The following is a 17,347-nucleotide window of genomic DNA, read 5'->3' on the forward strand; positions in this document are numbered from 1 at the left end:
GGAACAGAATGAAAAAGAAGCCATTACAATTATTGATGATTATGCTATTGATCCTATCTGCTTTTTTGGCAGCGTGCAGCTCTGACAGTTCATCAGAAAACGAAAATGAAACAGGCGGGGAAACAACGGATGGCGAAGAAGGGTCTGAAGAAGGCGCTTCAGGCGGTACATTGACTTATGGATTCGAATCAGCTCCTGAGGGACTATTCAATCCAGCGTTTTACGGAATTGTAACAGATGCAGATGTAATTGACCTTTTTGATGAAGCATTATTCACATACGATGAAAATCTTCAGCCTGAGCCGGGGATTGCTTCATGGGAAACGGAAGATAACAAAGTATTCACGTTCAAGTTTGAACAAGGCGTTATGTGGCACGATGGTGTTGAACTAACAGTAGAAGACTGGGTGTTCGCACTTGAAACGATCGCTCACCCTGACTACGACGGATCACGCTATGCCAACGTTCAGACAATTGAAGGCGCACCTGCATTCCGCGAAGGCGAAGCAGACAGCATTTCAGGTCTAAACGTTATCGATGAGTACACGCTTGAAATCACATTTGACGAAGCGCGTGTCAATAATCTCGTAAATGTATGGTCTTACCCAATGTCACGTGCTCAGTTCGAAGGAATTGAAGTAGCAGATATGTCAGCTTCAGAGCAAGTTCGTCAAAATCCAGTTGGACTAGGTGCTTTCAAAGTAGAAAACATCGTTCCTGGAGAATCAATTGAACTTGTGAAATTTGAAGATTACTGGAGAGGCGAGCCTAAACTTGACGGAATTAATATCCGTGTTCTTGACAGCTCAACTGTTGTTGGAGCCCTTGGACAGGGAGATATCGATATGATTTCACTTGCACCTGTAAATGGTGAAGAAGTGGAAGCATTGGATAATGTAGAACTAGTTACATATCCTGGTCTTTCTTATTACTATGTTGGATTTAAACTAGGAACATTTAACTCTGAAACAAATGAAATTACAGAAGACAAAGAGAAATACGCTGATCCAAATCTTCGTAAAGCAATGGCTCATGCGATAAACCGTCAGGAATGGATTGATGCATTCTTCTTCGGTTATGGATCTCCTGTAGATGGTCCAGTACCATCAAGTCACTGGATTGCAGCTGATTCAGCAGATCTTTCTACTTATGCGTATGATCCTGAAAAAGCAAAAGAACTTCTTGCAGAAGCAGGCTATGAAGATGTAAATGGTGACGGTTTTGTAGAAGATCCAAATGGTGATGAGTTTGTTGCGAAGTTCTCTCACTATCAAACAACGAACCCGACTTTTGAAACGCGTGCACAGGCTATTGTTCAGTACTGGCAGGAAGTTGGAATTCAGGCAGAAGTTGAAATGACAGAAGTAAATCTTTATTACGATATGGTAGAAAAAGATGATCCTGCGATTGAGACATTCTTTGGCGGATGGTCTACTGGTGCTGATCCGGATCCAACAGGACTTTGGGGATCAGATCAGATCTGGAACTACCCACGTTACAAAAATGAAGAATCAGACAAGCTTCTTGCAGATGCACTTAATATTGAAGTTGTAGGTGACGATGAAGAAGCTCGTGCAGAAATTTATAAAGAATGGCAGCAGCTTATTTCTGAAGATATTCCAATGATCTTCATTGCTGAACTTCAGGAAATTGCAGCACTTAGCAGCCGTGTTGAAAATGTTACTTATGATGTATCAGGACCAAACCTTCCTTACGAGTGGTCTGTAAAAGAATAATCAGCAGTTTATGTTAGATAAGGAGAATACTTATGCTAAAGTATACAATTCGACGTATAATCGGTATGATTCCAATGCTTCTCCTTATCTCCATTGTAGTGTTTCTCCTGGCGAAAGCGATGCCGGGAGATTCTCTCTCTGGAGAAATTGATCCAAACAATACAAATCCAGAGTACATAGCAGAAATGCGTGAGAAACTTGGTTATAATGATCCGCTTCCTGTTCAATACTTTGATTGGGTCAAAGGGTTTGTACAAGGTGATTTTGGAAAATCAACACGATATAAAATGCCAGTATCTGATTTGATAATGGAAAGAATACCGAATACGGTTTTCTTAGGGGTATCATCACTATTAATTACTTACATCCTAGCTTTCTCAATGGGGATTTTTGCAGGTCGAAAACCTTATACAATTGGAGATCATGTTATTGGAGGATTAAATTACCTCGGTTTGGCCATTCCATCCTTTATTGCGGGTGTGTTTGCGATCTATATTTTCTCCTTTAACTTAGGGTGGACTCCTTATGCAGGATCAGTTGAAGTTGGACTTCAAGAAGGCACCCTTGATTATTGGCTGAGCAGAATTCACCACGTGATTATGCCTGCAATTGTCCTTGGGGCATTGGCTACTGCAAGCTATACGCAATTTTTGCGTAATGATATTATAGAAAATAGTCGCAAAGACTTTGTACGTACGGCACGTGCCAAAGGGACTGCCACTTCCAAGATCTATAACGTTCATATTTTGCGTAACTCCATTATTCCATTAATCACTTTTCTTGGATTTGATATAGCCACCATTATTAGTGGAGCCATTATTACAGAGACCATTTTTACCTATCCAGGTATAGGGCAGCTGTTTCTTAACTCTGTAACCACAAATGATTACCCAACTATGATGGCGATCACGATGCTGTTATCTTTATTAACATTGGTCGGAAATTTAATTGCCGACATTTTGTATGGTGTTGTTGATCCAAGAATTCGTCTAGATTAATGAAGGAGGACTACCAATGGTGAATGTAACAGCAAATGAAATGAACCGACAGGAAAAACCCATTAATATGTCTCCTTTTGCGATAGCCAGACGAAAATTTCTTCGCAATAAGCTAGCAATGGTTAGTAGCTTTTTCTTGTTGAGTGTCATTATAATATCAGTTCTAGCACCCTATATCACAACTCAAGATATCACAAAGGTAAACATAAGCCAGATGTCGCTTGAGCCAGGCGGAGAACATGTGTTAGGAACAGACAAGTCAGGCCGGGATGTTTTTACTAGATTGCTGTACGGCGGAAGAATATCACTGCTGGTAGGTGTAACCTGTACATTTTTAGTAATCTTGTTTGGTACAATAGTCGGTTCGATCGCAGGTTTTTATGGGGGATTTGTAGACGGATTGTTAATGAGGTTTACTGATTTTGTACTTAATTTTCCTTTCTTAGTGTTTGTAATAGTGTTAAATACCATATTATTCGGAATTGTAAATGGTTTATGGGTATTAATTGGTGTAATTAGCCTGCTCAGCTGGGGCGGAGTGGCCAGAATCGTGAGAAGTAAAATTCTTGCTGAAAAAGAAAATGAGTATATTCTGGCTGCCATATCAATAGGATGCAAACCATCGAAAGTAATCATGAAACACTTGCTTCCAAATGTCCTTTCAACCATTATCGTACAAGCTACTGTAACATTTGCGACATTAATCGTAGCAGAATCCGCTCTGGGGTTTTTAGGCTTTGGAGTACCGCAGTCAATTCCAAGTTGGGGAAATATGCTTTCAGCTTCACAGGAAGCCGATGTGCTGAGAGATAAGCCATGGATTTGGATGCCGCCTGCAATTATTTTGACGATCACGATCTTATCCATTAACTTCATTGGTGAGGGTTTAAAGGACGCATTTAATCCTAAATCAAATCGGTAATAAAAAATCACTGTCCTCATGGACAGTGATTTTTTTAGTTATTTTTTTACATAAATTTGAAAATAATTTCATAATAGATCATTGAACGACTGTTCAAAAGCCTCACCCTTGCATAACTGCGCCGCTTTAATCGGTTAAAATGGATATAATTGTAATTAAGTATTTGCAACAAACAATGCTAATATTAGTTAGAAACTATTTAAAGATAGTAAATTATTAATGCGATTCCCATACTTCCCACTATTACTATGCCGCTTTGTAATATAGGCTTAACCTGGACGATGGATATAGCCTCTGAAAGACTTCTCATTTCTTCAGCCTCTTCTTTATTCATTGGCTTTGAAAATGAAAACACTCTTCTAAAGCTGTTTGATACGATGTCAAAAAACCCTGTGCTTAGAATATACACCGTAAGTGAAAAAAACAAATAGGCTCCGCCTACAAAAAAAGTAGCATTGATAAAGGAGAGGAGACTAACTTCCCTGTAGTAAAGAAGGATTATAAACAAGCTTAGGCCGTAGCCAATGATCATTGAGACCAGAAACATTTTCTTCAATTGCAAACACTCCTTAAGATACTTACTCCTGTTTTATTTTAATCGTTGATATTAAAGTATACAAATAAAATTAATTACTGAATCTTCACCAATATCAATTTAAACATTAAAATCATTACAAAACCGTTAAAACACCTTATTAATATAGTAAAACAGTATTAAAATTAAAAAAATCTTAACTTTTTTTACAAAACGTATGTACAAATATAAAAAAAAAAGTATAATTAACCTTGTAACTATTTTCTGATAATTTAAGGGAGGTCACGAAAGAATGAAAAAGTATTCACTTCTTTTAGTACTTATGCTTGCACTCAGCGTGTTCTTGACAGCATGTTTTGGGGGAGAAGATGCTGACGAGTCTGCTGGCGACGCTTCAGGCGACGACAATGCAGCAGAAGAGACTGAATCAGATGCACCACAAGAGCTTCGTGTAATTGAAACATCTGCCATTCCTGCAATGGACACAATGCTTGCATCAGATACAATCAGTTTCACAACAATGAACAATGTTATGGAAGGTCTTTTCCGCTTAAATGCAGATCAGGAAGCTGTTCCAGCACTTGCTGATGGAGAACCTGAAGTAAACGAAGATGGTACGGTTTATACCTTTACTATTAAAGAAGACGCAGTATGGTCAAATGGAGAGCCTGTAACAGCAGAAGACTTTGTCTTTGCTTGGCAGCGTGCACTTGATCCGGAAAGCGGTTCAAGCTACGGTCCATACTTAATGGAAGGCAAAATCGCCGGTGCTTCTGCAGTATTCAACGACGGAGCTGATCCAAGTGAACTTGGAGCAGTTGCAGTTGATGAAAAAACATTAGAAGTTACACTTGAAAAACCTATTTCATATTTTACATCTCTAATGGCATTCCCAACATTCTATCCTCAAAATCAAGCGTTCGTTGAAGAACAAGGCGAAGATTTCGCTACAAATGCAGCGACATTGCTTTACAACGGTCCTTTCGTTCTTGATAACTGGGATGGAAGCACAGATGGAGAATGGACTTACGCTAAAAATGAAGAGTACTGGGATGCTGAAAATGTATCTCTAGAAAAAGTTACTTTTAATGAAGTAAAAGATCCACAAACAGCTGTTAACTCATATGAGTCAGGTGAAGTGGACATTACAAGTAAACTTTCATCAGCACTTGTTCCACAATATGAAGGCGATCCTAATCTAGTAACATGGTTAGAGCCGACAATTTTCTGGGTGAAAATGAACCAGACAAATGAAGCACTGCAAAATGTAAACATCCGTAAAGCACTTGCGATGTCTATAGACAAGCAGGCTTTAACTGATAACATCTTAAATAATGGATCAATCCCAGCTAACTATGCTGTGCCAAAAGAATTTGTAACACATCCTGATACAGATGCAGATTTCCGTGAAGCAAACGGAGACATGCTTGAGTATGATCTTGAAGCTGCGAAGGAATTCTGGGCAACTGGACTAGAAGAGCTTGGTACAGACACTGTAGAACTACGCTACCTTGGTGGAGACACTGATACAGCGAAACTTACAGATGAGTATATTGCAGAACAGCTTGAAACAAATCTTGAAGGTTTGACTATTAATCTTGAAAGTGTTCCATTCAGCGTTCGTTTAGAGCGTGACGAAAGCCTTGATTATGACCTTCAGTTTGCTGGTTGGGGACCTGACTATCTTGATCCTATTTCATTCTCGGATCTATGGATCACTGATGGCGGTAATAACCACATGGCATTCTCAAGTGAAGAGTATGACAAGCTTCTGAAAGATGCTGAGTCTACTTTCGCTAACGAGCCAGGCAAGCGTTTTGAAGCATTGCAACAAGCGGAGAAAGTACTTCTTGAAGATGAAGCTGCGATTATCCCAATCTATCAGCGTCAAGCTAATATTCTTGTAAATGAAAAAGTTAGTGACTTCACTTATCATTTTGTTGGACCTGAGTACAGCTTTTTCCCAATCTCAATTGGTGAGTAAGTAAACTAAATAGTTTTAGATTTGCTAACTTTAAAGAGTTAAAAGAGAGTATATTGCATATACTCTCTTTTACTCTGTATAAGAGATGTCAGAAGATGTCGAATTGTTTAAATTTTTTAATGGAGGTGTCCCAAGTGGGGAAATATCTTTTACAGCGTATCCTGTTTATGCTGCTTACTCTGTTCATTATTATTTCAATCACTTTTTTCTTGATGAAGCTGATTCCGGGTTCGCCATTTGCCGCAGCTGCTAAACTGTCAGAATCGCAGCGGGCTATCATGGAAGCTAAATATGGACTCGACCAGCCTTTGCCTATACAGTATTTCAGGTATATGGCAAATGTTATTCAAGGAGATTTAGGAATTTCTTTTCAATTTAGCAACACACCAGTAACAGATTTAATCTCCGGAAGAATTGGTCCTTCTGCAATGCTTGGTTTACAAGCCATGATATTCGGAACGATCTTTGGAATTTTTCTAGGTGTTATTGGTGCATTAAAACAAAACACATGGATTGATTCAGGTTCAACGCTTATAGCTGTTCTTGGTAAATCAATTCCTTCATTCGTATTTGCAGCGCTTTTGCAGTATTTTATCGCTGTTAAATTAGGGTGGCTTCCTGTAGCATTTTGGAGGGGCTGGGAATACTCCATTTTACCAACGATTGCACTTTCGATTTTCCCGATTTCCATTGCAGCGAGATTTATGAGAACAGAAATGATTGAAGTATTAAGCTCTGACTACATTGTTCTTGCTCGGGCTAAAGGAGCCTCTTCTTTTGAAGTTGCATTCAAACATGCATTAAGAAATGCTCTCATTCCAGTTGTAACAGTGCTTGGTCCACTCGCAGTCAGTTTAATGACGGGGTCTTTAGTGGTTGAAAAGATTTTCGCAATACCAGGACTTGGAGAGCAATTTGTTACGTCAATTAATGTGCTTGACTACCCGGTCATCATGGGTACAACCATTTTATTTGCTGCTTTGTTCATTTTTATCGTGCTGGTAGTAGATGTTTTATACAGTATAATTGATCCGCGGATCCGACTATCAGGAGGTGAAAACTGATGGTGAATAATTCAAACAAAAAGTTTCCTAAAGAAATGTTTCAAAAAGCTCAATATGATGAATCATTAGCTGAGAAGATTGAAAAACCAAGCCTCAGTTTTTGGCAGGATGCATGGCTACGGGTTCGGAAAAATAAAGCAGCTATTGTGAGTTTAGTTATACTGACTCTTTTATTCATTATGGCGCTGATTGGTCCATATTTAAGCGGGCATCCAACAGGTCAGAACGTTGCTCATTCAAATTTACCTCCTAAAATTGAGGCCATATCAGATGTAAGCTGGCTTCCGTTTGACGGGACATTAACAAATCGAAATGGTGTAACACTTACGCCATATGAAGACCGTCAGATTGAAGAATCCTATTGGTTTGGAACAGACAGTTTGGGGCGTGACCTTTTTACACGTCTTTGGGAAGGTGTACGGATTTCTTTATTGATTGCTTTTCTAGCAACTGCGATTGATATGGTAATCGGTGTATCTTATGGAGCAATTTCCGGTTATTTCGGAGGACGCGTAGATAATATAATGCAGCGTATAATTGAAATATTATCCGGTATACCAAACCTTGTTATCGTAATCCTGTTAATCTTAGTTTTAGAGCCTGGTATATTATCCATCACACTTGCATTAGCGATCACGGGCTGGGTAACTATGGCAAGGGTAGTCCGGGGTCAGGTATTAAAGTTAAAAAATCAGGAATTTGCGCTCGCATCTAAAACACTTGGTGCAAGAGACTTCAGAATTATATACAAACATTTATTGCCTAATCTAGTAGGGGTAATAATAATTAACACGATGTTTACGATACCGAATGCGATTTTCTTTGAAGCATTTCTAAGTTTCATTGGTTTGGGACTTCAGCCGCCGGATGCATCACTGGGCACTTTAATTGAAGATGGATTTAAAGTGATACTCCTTTATCCGTATATGCTGCTCGTTCCTGCTGTGGTTATAAGTTTATTAATGATTACATTTAATCTGCTCGCAGATGGATTACGAGATGCATTTGATCCGAAAATGAGAGACTAAAAGGCTGGTGAAAACGATGGAAAGTATTTTACAAGTTAAAAACTTAAATATTTCATTTAACACGTACGCTGGAGAAGTAAAAGCGATACGAGGAGTTAATTTTGACTTAAAAAAAGGGGAGACACTTGCGATCGTCGGTGAATCTGGTTCCGGTAAGTCCGTAACAACAAAATCGATCATGCAGCTTCTTCCTAAATCCAATTCTGAAATTAAACAAGGCAGTGAAATTCTATTTGATGGGAAAAATTTAGTAGAGCTATCCGATAAAGAAATGGAAAAAGTCAGAGGGAAGGATATTTCAATGATATTCCAGGATCCCATGACCTCTCTGAATCCCACAATGAAGATCGGAAAACAGATAGCAGAACCACTTATTAAACATCAAAGTTTTTCCAGAAAACAGGCAATGGATCGTGCGCTTGAGCTTCTTAAACTGGTAGGTCTTCCGCAGCCAGAAACAAGAATTCATCAGTATCCTCACCAGTTTTCCGGGGGACAGCGACAGCGTATCGTAATTGCTGTAGCTTTAGCCTGCAATCCAAAAGTCCTTATTGCAGATGAACCTACCACTGCACTAGATGTGACCATTCAGGCTCAAATTTTGGACTTAATGAAGAATTTACAGAAAAAAATCGATACGTCTATTATTTTTATCACTCATGATCTAGGTGTGGTGGCAAATGTGGCGGATCGTGTAGCTGTAATGTATGGTGGGAAAATTGTTGAAGTTGGCACAGTGGATGAAATTTTTTATAATCCTCAGCATCCTTACACATGGGGATTAATTAGTTCTATGCCTAGTATTGATGCTGATGACGACGAATTATTTGTGATTCCTGGTTCTCCGCCAGACCTTCTAAATCCGCCAAAAGGGGATGCATTTGCTTTACGTAACCGGTATGCTATGACAATAGATCTTGAAGAAGAACCGCCTATGTTTAAGGTCTCAGATACGCATTACGCTGCTACCTGGCTGCTGCATCCGGATGCGCCTGAAGTAGAGCCGCCGCTGGCTGTGCAAAAACGTCAACATAAATTCCGTGGTAACAATCATACGGAAGGAGATGTGTTCTAATGAGTGAAAAATTACTGGAAATCAAAAATTTAAAACTATATTTCAATAAGGGTAAGAAAAATGAAGTGCGTGCGGTAAATGATATCAGCTTTGATATTTATAAAGGTGAAACATTAGGGTTAGTGGGTGAGTCCGGCTGTGGAAAATCTACTACCGGACGTACGATCATCCGGCTTTATAATGCAACGGATGGTGAAGTTCTTTATAAGGGTGAAAATGTTCACGATACAAAAAATAAATCAAAAACATTAGAATTTAACAGAACGATGCAAATGATTTTTCAGGATCCATACGCATCTCTTAACCCTCGAATGAAAGTCAATGATATCATTGCTGAAGGAATAGATCTTCATGGTTTGGCCAAAACAAAGGAAGAACGTTCTAAAATGGTTTTTGATCTATTAGAAACAGTAGGTTTAAATAGAGACCATGCAGGACGTTATCCACATGAATTTTCAGGAGGTCAGCGTCAGAGGATTGGGATTGCCCGTGCACTGGCTGTAGATCCTGAGTTCATCATCGCCGATGAACCTATCTCTGCCTTGGATGTATCCATTCAGGCACAAGTAGTAAATTTACTGAAAAAACTTCAGCGTGAAAAAGGATTAACATTCCTTTTTATTGCACATGACCTTTCGATGGTCAAATATATTAGTGACCGTATTGGTGTTATGTACTACGGCCGCCTGGTTGAACTTACGACAAGTGATGAATTATACAGAAACCCTCTTCATCCTTATACAAAATCGTTGCTCTCGTCCATCCCGTTTCCAGATCCTGAACATGAACGGAGTCGTGTAAGGGTAGCATATGATCCTGATGACCATAGCTACGGAGAAAATGACGAAGTTAAAATGAGAGAAATAACTCCAGGACATTTTGTTTTATGCTCTGAAAAAGAATTTAACGAAATGGTCAACAGTTCAAAAGCTACAAACCAATTTTAACTATAACAAAACGAGAAGCTTCCAGTAGGGAGCTTCTCGTTTTTATGTGCAAATTTTTTTATATGATTCATACAGTAGGAAGAAGGAGAGCAGAGGTGAGTTGATGATCAGGTTTTCTGTCTATATAGCAGGGTTTTTCATGTTGTGTTTAGGAACCATTCATGGTGCTGTCTTTTTAAACCTAATTCCTTCAGGATTTACTGTGGGCGAATATATCTTATTCATGCTCAAGCACACTGAAACGTATGGAATTCCTCTGGGTGCGCTATTAATTCAACTTTCTGCAACCAAACGGAAAAAGCCGGCTGTTTGAACAGGCCGGCTAAATTATTTTTATGCTATGTTTGTATAATTAGTAGCAAGAAAATCAGGCGCAGAGGAGTTATCTTTTTCTGCCGAGCCCCATTGCTTTTTCCATTTTACTCACCATTTTGCTTGCGACCTGATTCGCTCTGACTGCTCCTTCATCTAATATATCATCGAGCTCTTTTGAGTCAATAAGCGAATGATATCGATCCTGAATAGGCTTAATGTGTTCAACAACAACGTTTGCAAGATCACTTTTAAAATCTCCGTAGCCTTTGCCGTCGTACATTGCTTCAATTTGATCCACTGAATTTCCAGACAAGATCGAATAAATGGAAAGAAGATTTGAGACTCCTGGTTTCTTTGTTTTGTCATAGCGGACGATTCCTTCTGAGTCTGTCACTGCACTTTTAATCTTTTTAATTATTTGTCCCGGTTCATCAAGCATTGAAATATAGGATTTTTGATTTGGATCAGATTTGCTCATTTTTTTTAGGGGATCTTGAAGAGACATAATCCGTGCCCCGACTTTTGGAATTCTAACTTCAGGAATCGTAAAAATATCATTAAATCGTTTATTAAATCTTTCTGCAAGATCACGTGTCAATTCCAGGTGCTGTTTTTGATCTTCTCCTACTGGCACCAGATCGGTTTGGTAAAGAAGAATATCTGCAGCCATCAATGGCGGATAGGTTAGAAGACCAGCTGAAACTCCTTCTTTGCCTGCTGATTTATCCTTAAATTGAGTCATGCGTTCAAGTTCTCCAATATAAGCTATGCACTGAAGCATCCAGCCCGCCTGAGCGTGCGCATGTACTTCTGATTGGATAAACAGGGTTGAATGGGCGGGATCTATGCCAACTGCTGCATACATTGCTGCCAGGCTCTTTGTATTCTTGCGAAGCGCAAGACGATCCTGCGGGGAAGTAATCGCATGCTGATCAACAATACAGAAATAGCAATTATATTCTTTTTGTAACTCAACGAACTGCATCATGGCCCCGATATAATTACCCAGGGTGATCGTTCCGCTTGGTTGAATACCAGAAAATATCGTTTTCATTAAAATCCTCCTTAAATGATTAAAAATAAGCACAAAAAAACCATTCATTCCTATTCTAGAAGGGACGAATGGTACGTTTCCGCGGTGCCACCCTTGATTGCCGGCTTTGCAGATACAGGCCGGCCGCTTTATGGTTTACTACTAAACCGCTCTTTAACGCAGAGCAAACGCCATTAGCTACTTATCCTGTTCACCGAGGAGCTCGGAAGTCCATTCAAAGCGTTATGTGTACCTGTTTCCACCACTTACAGGCTCTCTAAAACACGATGCGCTTTTACTACTCTTCTTCATTGCCAAATGTTTAGTTAGCCATAATTATATAGCATGTTTTCATGAAGAAGCAAGCAAAAGATTATAGGAGCAGAGCTGACAAACGGATAATCAAATTGGATGAATTGTGTCGGCTAACAAGAATTTTAAATAAATAGTCCATTCTGCATTTCAATTGATTCCATAACTTGTTAGAATAAAGAAGTACATATGTTGTACGGAAATCAGAATTAGTGGGAGAGATACATAGTGACACTGAAACACGTAGTTGCATCAGTTGGTGTAGTAGCTTTACTGACTCCGGCATTTATAAGCTCAGTTCAGGCAGAGGAAAGTGCGAAAGGCTCAGAGCATCATCACCGGGAGTTAGTACAGACCATAAAGGAATTTCCCGATTCCATGCCGAGATTTGTTTATGATTCAGGTCTATCATTTGAATACCCTGACGCAGTAAGAGGTATTTATGTAACCGGTCATTCCGCAGGAGGAGAAAGATTTAACACGTTAGTAGATCTGATGAATACCACGGATCTAAATGCCATGGTAATCGATATTAAAGATGACTTTGGGAATCTTACGTACAAGCCGGAAGATGGTTCACCATTTTCTGATATTGGAAACACGTACATAAAAGATCCGAGAGAAATGCTGGAAGTTCTGGAAGAGAATGAAATCTATCCAATTGCCAGAGTAGTTGTTTTTAAGGATAGTGTATTAGCAGAAAAAAGACCTGAGCTTTCCTTTAAGGAAAACGGCGCGGTCTGGGCAAATGGAAGAGGAGAATCTTTCGTAAACCCATTTTTGAAAGAAGTTTGGGATTATAATGTGCAGATAGCGATTGAGGCAGCTAAAATGGGATTCAAGGAAATTCAATTTGACTATGTCCGATTTCCTGAGGGGTTTGAAACACGCGATGATTCATTAGAGTATGACCTTGGTGAATACGCTAAAAACTCTGAAGATGGAATCAATTACCGCGTGGATGCTGTATCTGATTTTGTTGAATATGCATCAGAGCAATTAAAGCCATATGATGTGGACGTTTCGGTGGATATTTTTGGTTATGCAGCAACCCTTGAAGAAGCACCTGGAATTGGGCAGAACTTTAATCGTATTTCTGAGCATGTGGACGTTATTTCTTCAATGATTTATCCAAGTCACTGGACTCCTTATTTTGGAATTGATAAGCCGGATCTTGAGCCATATAATCTTATTAATGAGTATTCAAAAGTAGAAAATGAAAAGCTTGCCGAATTGGATGAACGTCCAATTTCAAGACCATGGATTCAGGATTTCACTGCTTCTTACCTAGGAGCCGGTAATTACATGGTTTATGGTGCAGCTGAAGTGCAAGCGCAAATCCAAGCTTTGTATGATAACGATATTAATGAATTTCTTCTTTGGAATGCAGGAAATACCTATACAGAAGGTGTAGACTATTTGCCTGAATAATTAGGAGAGATAGTAATGGCACGACGAGGTTCGGGACATTACTGAACAAAAAAATAAGACAGTTTATATTATTCATATGAGGTGAGCACAATGGAAGGCGTCGACTCAGGCAGGATTTGAAGGTTGCGAGAACTCCGCAAGGCAAAGCCTGAGGAGAGCTCAACCATCCGGTCCCTGATGAATACGACTGCCTGAAGCGAAGTGAACCGGTTTAAGAGCTTGAGACAAATTTGTCCCAGGCTCTTATTGTTTAGATCCATATGTAAAGGGTATGTACATGGAGATAAGTAAAATCTATCTACATAATCCCCTGAAAACCTCACACACTATACCATCTTGAATTCTGCAAGAAACTAAAAAAGGAGAATGATTATGCATTGGTATGAAAAACTAAATGAGTACTTTCCGGTACAGGAAATGAAATCGAAAGAGCATATGGAAGCTCTTTTAAAAGACCGCAATGATATTTACCATAAAGACGAAGGTCCAAAGCATGTATTAATGTATGTGGAAACGGATACATTTACGTTCATTGATTATCTTTTTGTATCAAAAGATGCAAGAGGAGAAGGCTTAGGCCACAAGCTGATACAGAAATTAAAAGATAAAAATAAGCCGATTATCCTTGAAGTGGAACCTGTCGATTATGAGGACACAGATACTGAGAAACGTCTTCGTTTTTATAAAAGAGAGGGATTTGAACACGCGACTTCCATAGGGTATAAAAGAAGATCGCTTGCTACAAAAGAGATTAATCCTATGGAAATTTTATATTGGTCTCCCGGACATGAAAGTGAAGAATTAATATTTAATGCAATGAAAAAAACTTACGAAATGATTCATACGTATAAAGACAATAAATTTTACGGTGAAAAATATGAACCAGTGGACAATGTGTTAAAGCTCGATGATAAAAATGACCGAAATGTATTGGACGGACTTTAGTATTTTCAATCAGATACTCTAAATGAGAATCAATTTGATAAAATTTTTTAAAGTTAGTTTATTCTTGACAAAGTAGGGAATAGTATATTTAGTACTCAATGTTATTATTCATAACCTTTTAAAGTCATGAATATGACAATTTCGTTAAAACTCTATTCATCCTTGTACAAATGCTGTATAATAAACATATAATATCTTTTTAAAACAATTTTAATTTAGCTGTTTTAAATAAAGATGTTACCTAAAACAATCTTTTACTATATAAGGGAGTGTGAATGGTTCATGGTAACTTTGTTCACGTCACCTAGCTGCACATCATGTAGAAAAGCCAAGGCTTGGTTAGAAGAGCATGACATTCCATATACGGAAAGAAATATTTTTTCTGAACCACTCAGTATTGAAGAAATTAAAGAGGTTCTTCGAATGACGGAAGATGGTACAGATGAAATTATTTCAACCAGATCTAAGATTTTTCAAAAACTTGATGTGGATCTAGATTCATTACCTCTTCAAGATTTATTTGAGTTAATTCAAGAAAACCCTGGTCTATTAAGACGTCCGATTATTATGGATGAAAAAAGACTCCAGGTTGGGTATAATGAAGACGAAATTCGTCGTTTCTTACCACGTAAAGTACGTACGTATCAGCTTCTTGAAGCTCAAAAAATGGTAAATTAATGTTAACTGATAAAAAAGACTTGTCCTGGGATGTACAGGGATAAGTCTTTTTTCACGACTTCTTTCTGTTTAACTAATATTTTGTAATAAAAACGGGTGCCGCTGGATTTGAAGGAGTTACATTAAAGAGGGATCGAGTCCTTATTTTTAAATGTATTTATTGCTAGCCGCATTGCTTGAATTTAGCGGCTGAATAGTCTACACTCTAGGAACAATAGGTTCTTACATCATGTTTTAATAAATGGACTGAATATGATTTCCCTTTAAGGTCTATTTATCATACAATAATATAGAAAGATCACCCTATCGTTTAAAAGTTGCGAATCAGACCTAGATTAAGGGGGGATTCCCTTCATCCAACATACAGGAAGGGAGAGTTAAATGATGGAAATAGAACGCATTAATGATCACACAGTTAAGTTTTACATTTCTTATGGCGATATTGAAGATAGAGGATTTGATCGCGAAGAAATCTGGTACAATCGAGATAAAAGTGAAGAACTCTTCTGGGAAATGATGGATGAAGTGCATCAAGAGGAAGATTTTGCAATTGAAGGTCCTCTATGGATACAAGTTCAGGCACTTGAAAAAGGGCTCGAGATCCTGGTAACGAAAGCGCAGGTAACAAAAGACGGGCAGCGCTTTGAATTGCCTATTCCGGAAGACAAACAAAAAGATGGTTCTGTAAGCGATCAAATTGAAGAATATTTAGAAGAGCATTTCGACATGGATGATAATGAAGATGATGATATCCTTGATTTTACAATGAAATTTAAAGATTTTGAAGATCTGATTTCATTATCTAAGCGCTTTGACCACGAACAGTTAATTACAAAATTATATACATTCGAAAATGTATATTATTTATTCGTTGAGTTTGAAGAAGATTTCTTTGAAGAAAATGATATTGAAAATATTCTCAGCCTCTTGTTGGAGTATGGGGTAGAAACCCAACTTACTGTTCACCGTCTTGAAGAGTATGGGAAAGTTGTAATGAACGAAAAAGTCTTTACAAATGTTCGAAAATACTTTTTATAACTAGTGGCCCTTTAGGACAATGTCTTAGAGGGTTTTTTTGTTGGCTATACCGTATAATATGAGTATAAAGCAGGAGGTGGTGTTTTGTTAATTGCAAGAAATCAATCGGGTCAATTATTATTTTTAGATGGGAGCAGCAGTAAAGATGAGTTAAGAAAGCTGAGAAATCGTCCGTACTTTTGCCTTCAATGCTCAGAAAAAGTAATAATGAAAGTAGGAGATGTAAAAATTCCTCATTTTTCACATCAGTCGACTAAAGTGTGTAGGGGATTTAGCGAGCCTGAATCACCTGAACATATAGAAGCAAAATTACAACTTTACAATTGGCTGCGGAAGTCATCAATAGAAGCAGAAATCGAAAAAATTTACCCCAAATTTAAGCAGCGGGCGGATATCGGTGTTCGATTTCTTAACAAGGAATACGCAATTGAATTTCAGCGTTCGAGAATTTCACTTGCACAGTTCGCTAAAAGAACAACAGAGTACACAGTAAATGATATTGTTCCAGTATGGCTACTATCTTATGATGTGCTAAGCAAACCAGTAAGAAATAAAATCTCCTTTTCTGCATTCCACCAGCAATTTATTCGTTACTCTCCCTTCCTCAAACAGTTTTATCTCCTGTCCTATGATCATGTACAACAGTCTTTTCGCACGTTTAATAATCTGCTTCCCCTGACTAAATCCACATTTTTATTCTCTGGTTTCTCTCACTCCTTAGAAAAAATTCAGTTCCCGAATTTTCCTCTTCAGCCATACATTTATTCTTCAAAAGATTTAAAAGCACATCAAGACCATAGGAGCAGTTGGCTGGAAACAAGATTAGCTCATGGCAGGGGCTGCATGGATGAACTATTGAACACGTTTTATCAACAGAGAGTAAACCTCCAGTTAATTCCCCCTTGGGTAGGCATTCCTGTCAGACATTCTGTTTTTATTAAAGAGCCTGATCCTGAGTGGCAGGCATATTTATATCTTTTATTCTTAAATGATACAATTAATTCGGATCCCTTGTCAGTGGATTTCATTTTTAAAAAAATGAAAGAATATGTCGATCGTACACATCTGAATATGCGTTTTATTCATCCGTATCAATTGGATGGGTTAGAAACAGTTGTCACGGATTATTTGTATATGCTTGAAAAAATCGGTGTAATTGTAAAAAATCAAAATGGGTTCATACTATCTTTAGGGCACCCATTTGCTGTGATAAAACATGTTTCTGATATGAATGAAATGAAAGCTCAATTTTGGAGGAAGTATCAGGGCATTATTTTAGAGTCACTAAATAAATAGTCAGGAATAG

General features: G+C 38.3%; 16 protein-coding genes and 1 other annotated feature. Of the genes, 14 read left to right on the forward strand and 2 right to left on the reverse strand.

The annotated features are described in order from the left end of the window. The first annotated feature begins 8 nt into the window (after positions 1-8). Genes opp4A through opp4C form a run of 3 tightly spaced genes read left to right on the forward strand, consistent with a single transcriptional unit; the run spans position 9 to position 3,656 of the window. Entirely contained in the window at positions 9-1,736 is a 1,728-nt protein-coding gene (opp4A, locus tag KR50_RS07475; RefSeq protein WP_041056886.1) for an oligopeptide ABC transporter substrate-binding protein, read from the forward strand. A gap of 32 nt (positions 1,737-1,768) precedes the next feature. Further along, positions 1,769-2,734, forward strand: a complete 966-nt coding sequence (opp4B, locus tag KR50_RS07480) for an oligopeptide ABC transporter permease (RefSeq protein ID WP_041056889.1) — start codon at positions 1,769-1,771, stop codon at positions 2,732-2,734. Positions 2,735-2,750: 16 nt separating this feature from the next. After that, the gene (gene opp4C, locus KR50_RS07485) at positions 2,751-3,656 is read left to right on the forward strand and encodes an oligopeptide ABC transporter permease (protein WP_041056892.1); all 906 of its coding nucleotides are present in this window, start codon (positions 2,751-2,753) and stop codon (positions 3,654-3,656) included. A 199-nt stretch (positions 3,657-3,855) separates the two neighbouring features. On the opposite strand, the gene KR50_RS07490 is transcribed toward opp4C, so the two are convergent. Next, positions 3,856-4,203 carry a DUF3899 domain-containing protein gene (locus KR50_RS07490; protein WP_232304266.1) on the reverse strand — a complete coding sequence of 116 codons (348 nt, stop codon included), beginning with the start codon at positions 4,201-4,203 and terminating at the stop codon, positions 3,856-3,858. Positions 4,204-4,483: 280 nt separating this feature from the next. Between KR50_RS07490 and KR50_RS07495 the strand changes: the two genes are divergently transcribed. The 6 genes from KR50_RS07495 (at position 4,484) to KR50_RS18470 (ending at position 10,602) form a co-directional block, all read left to right on the forward strand. Next, positions 4,484-6,175, forward strand: a complete 1,692-nt coding sequence (locus KR50_RS07495) for a peptide ABC transporter substrate-binding protein (protein ID WP_041056895.1) — start codon at positions 4,484-4,486, stop codon at positions 6,173-6,175. A 134-nt stretch (positions 6,176-6,309) separates the two neighbouring features. Continuing rightward, a complete protein-coding gene (opp3b, locus tag KR50_RS07500) occupies positions 6,310-7,239 on the forward strand; it encodes an oligopeptide ABC transporter permease (RefSeq protein WP_041056898.1) in 930 nt (309 codons plus the stop codon). Between the two features lie 2 nt (positions 7,240-7,241). Further along, complete coding sequence (opp3C, locus tag KR50_RS07505) at positions 7,242-8,267, forward strand: oligopeptide ABC transporter permease (RefSeq protein WP_269746070.1); 1,026 nt, start codon at positions 7,242-7,244, stop codon at positions 8,265-8,267. A gap of 16 nt (positions 8,268-8,283) precedes the next feature. Continuing rightward, positions 8,284-9,342 (forward strand): ABC transporter ATP-binding protein, encoded by a 1,059-nt coding sequence (locus KR50_RS07510; RefSeq protein ID WP_041056901.1) that lies wholly within the window; start codon positions 8,284-8,286, stop codon positions 9,340-9,342. Next, positions 9,342-10,289, forward strand: coding sequence for an ABC transporter ATP-binding protein (locus tag KR50_RS07515; protein ID WP_041056903.1), 948 nt, complete (start codon positions 9,342-9,344; stop codon positions 10,287-10,289). The genes KR50_RS07510 and KR50_RS07515 overlap by 1 nt, the downstream gene beginning before the upstream one ends. 139 nt (positions 10,290-10,428) lie before the next feature. Continuing rightward, positions 10,429-10,602, forward strand: a complete 174-nt coding sequence (locus tag KR50_RS18470; protein WP_156969487.1) for a hypothetical protein — start codon at positions 10,429-10,431, stop codon at positions 10,600-10,602. A 69-nt stretch (positions 10,603-10,671) separates the two neighbouring features. On the opposite strand, the gene trpS is transcribed toward KR50_RS18470, so the two are convergent. Then, positions 10,672-11,658 carry a tryptophan--tRNA ligase gene (trpS, locus tag KR50_RS07520; protein WP_041056906.1) on the reverse strand — a complete coding sequence of 329 codons (987 nt, stop codon included), beginning with the start codon at positions 11,656-11,658 and terminating at the stop codon, positions 10,672-10,674. 57 nt (positions 11,659-11,715) lie between these two features. Then, positions 11,716-11,958: a binding site (T-box leader), on the reverse strand. Between the two features lie 225 nt (positions 11,959-12,183). Between trpS and KR50_RS07525 the strand changes: the two genes are divergently transcribed. The 5 genes from KR50_RS07525 (at position 12,184) to KR50_RS07545 (ending at position 17,337) form a co-directional block, all read left to right on the forward strand. Beyond that, positions 12,184-13,380 (forward strand): putative glycoside hydrolase, encoded by a 1,197-nt coding sequence (locus tag KR50_RS07525; RefSeq protein WP_041058122.1) that lies wholly within the window; start codon positions 12,184-12,186, stop codon positions 13,378-13,380. Positions 13,381-13,752: 372 nt separating this feature from the next. Beyond that, complete coding sequence (locus KR50_RS07530; protein ID WP_041056909.1) at positions 13,753-14,325, forward strand: GNAT family N-acetyltransferase; 573 nt, start codon at positions 13,753-13,755, stop codon at positions 14,323-14,325. A gap of 282 nt (positions 14,326-14,607) precedes the next feature. Further along, the gene (gene spxA, locus KR50_RS07535) at positions 14,608-15,003 is read left to right on the forward strand and encodes a transcriptional regulator SpxA (RefSeq protein WP_041056911.1); all 396 of its coding nucleotides are present in this window, start codon (positions 14,608-14,610) and stop codon (positions 15,001-15,003) included. Positions 15,004-15,387: 384 nt separating this feature from the next. Then, positions 15,388-16,041, forward strand: coding sequence for an adaptor protein MecA (mecA, locus tag KR50_RS07540; protein ID WP_041056914.1), 654 nt, complete (start codon positions 15,388-15,390; stop codon positions 16,039-16,041). Between the two features lie 84 nt (positions 16,042-16,125). Next, entirely contained in the window at positions 16,126-17,337 is a 1,212-nt protein-coding gene (locus tag KR50_RS07545) for a competence protein CoiA (RefSeq protein WP_041056916.1), read from the forward strand. Positions 17,338-17,347: the final 10 nt, after the last annotated feature.

The sequence above is a fragment of the Jeotgalibacillus campisalis genome (assembly GCF_000829515.1).
In the GTDB taxonomy this organism is placed as follows: Bacteria; Bacillota; Bacilli; order Bacillales; family Jeotgalibacillaceae; genus Jeotgalibacillus; species Jeotgalibacillus campisalis.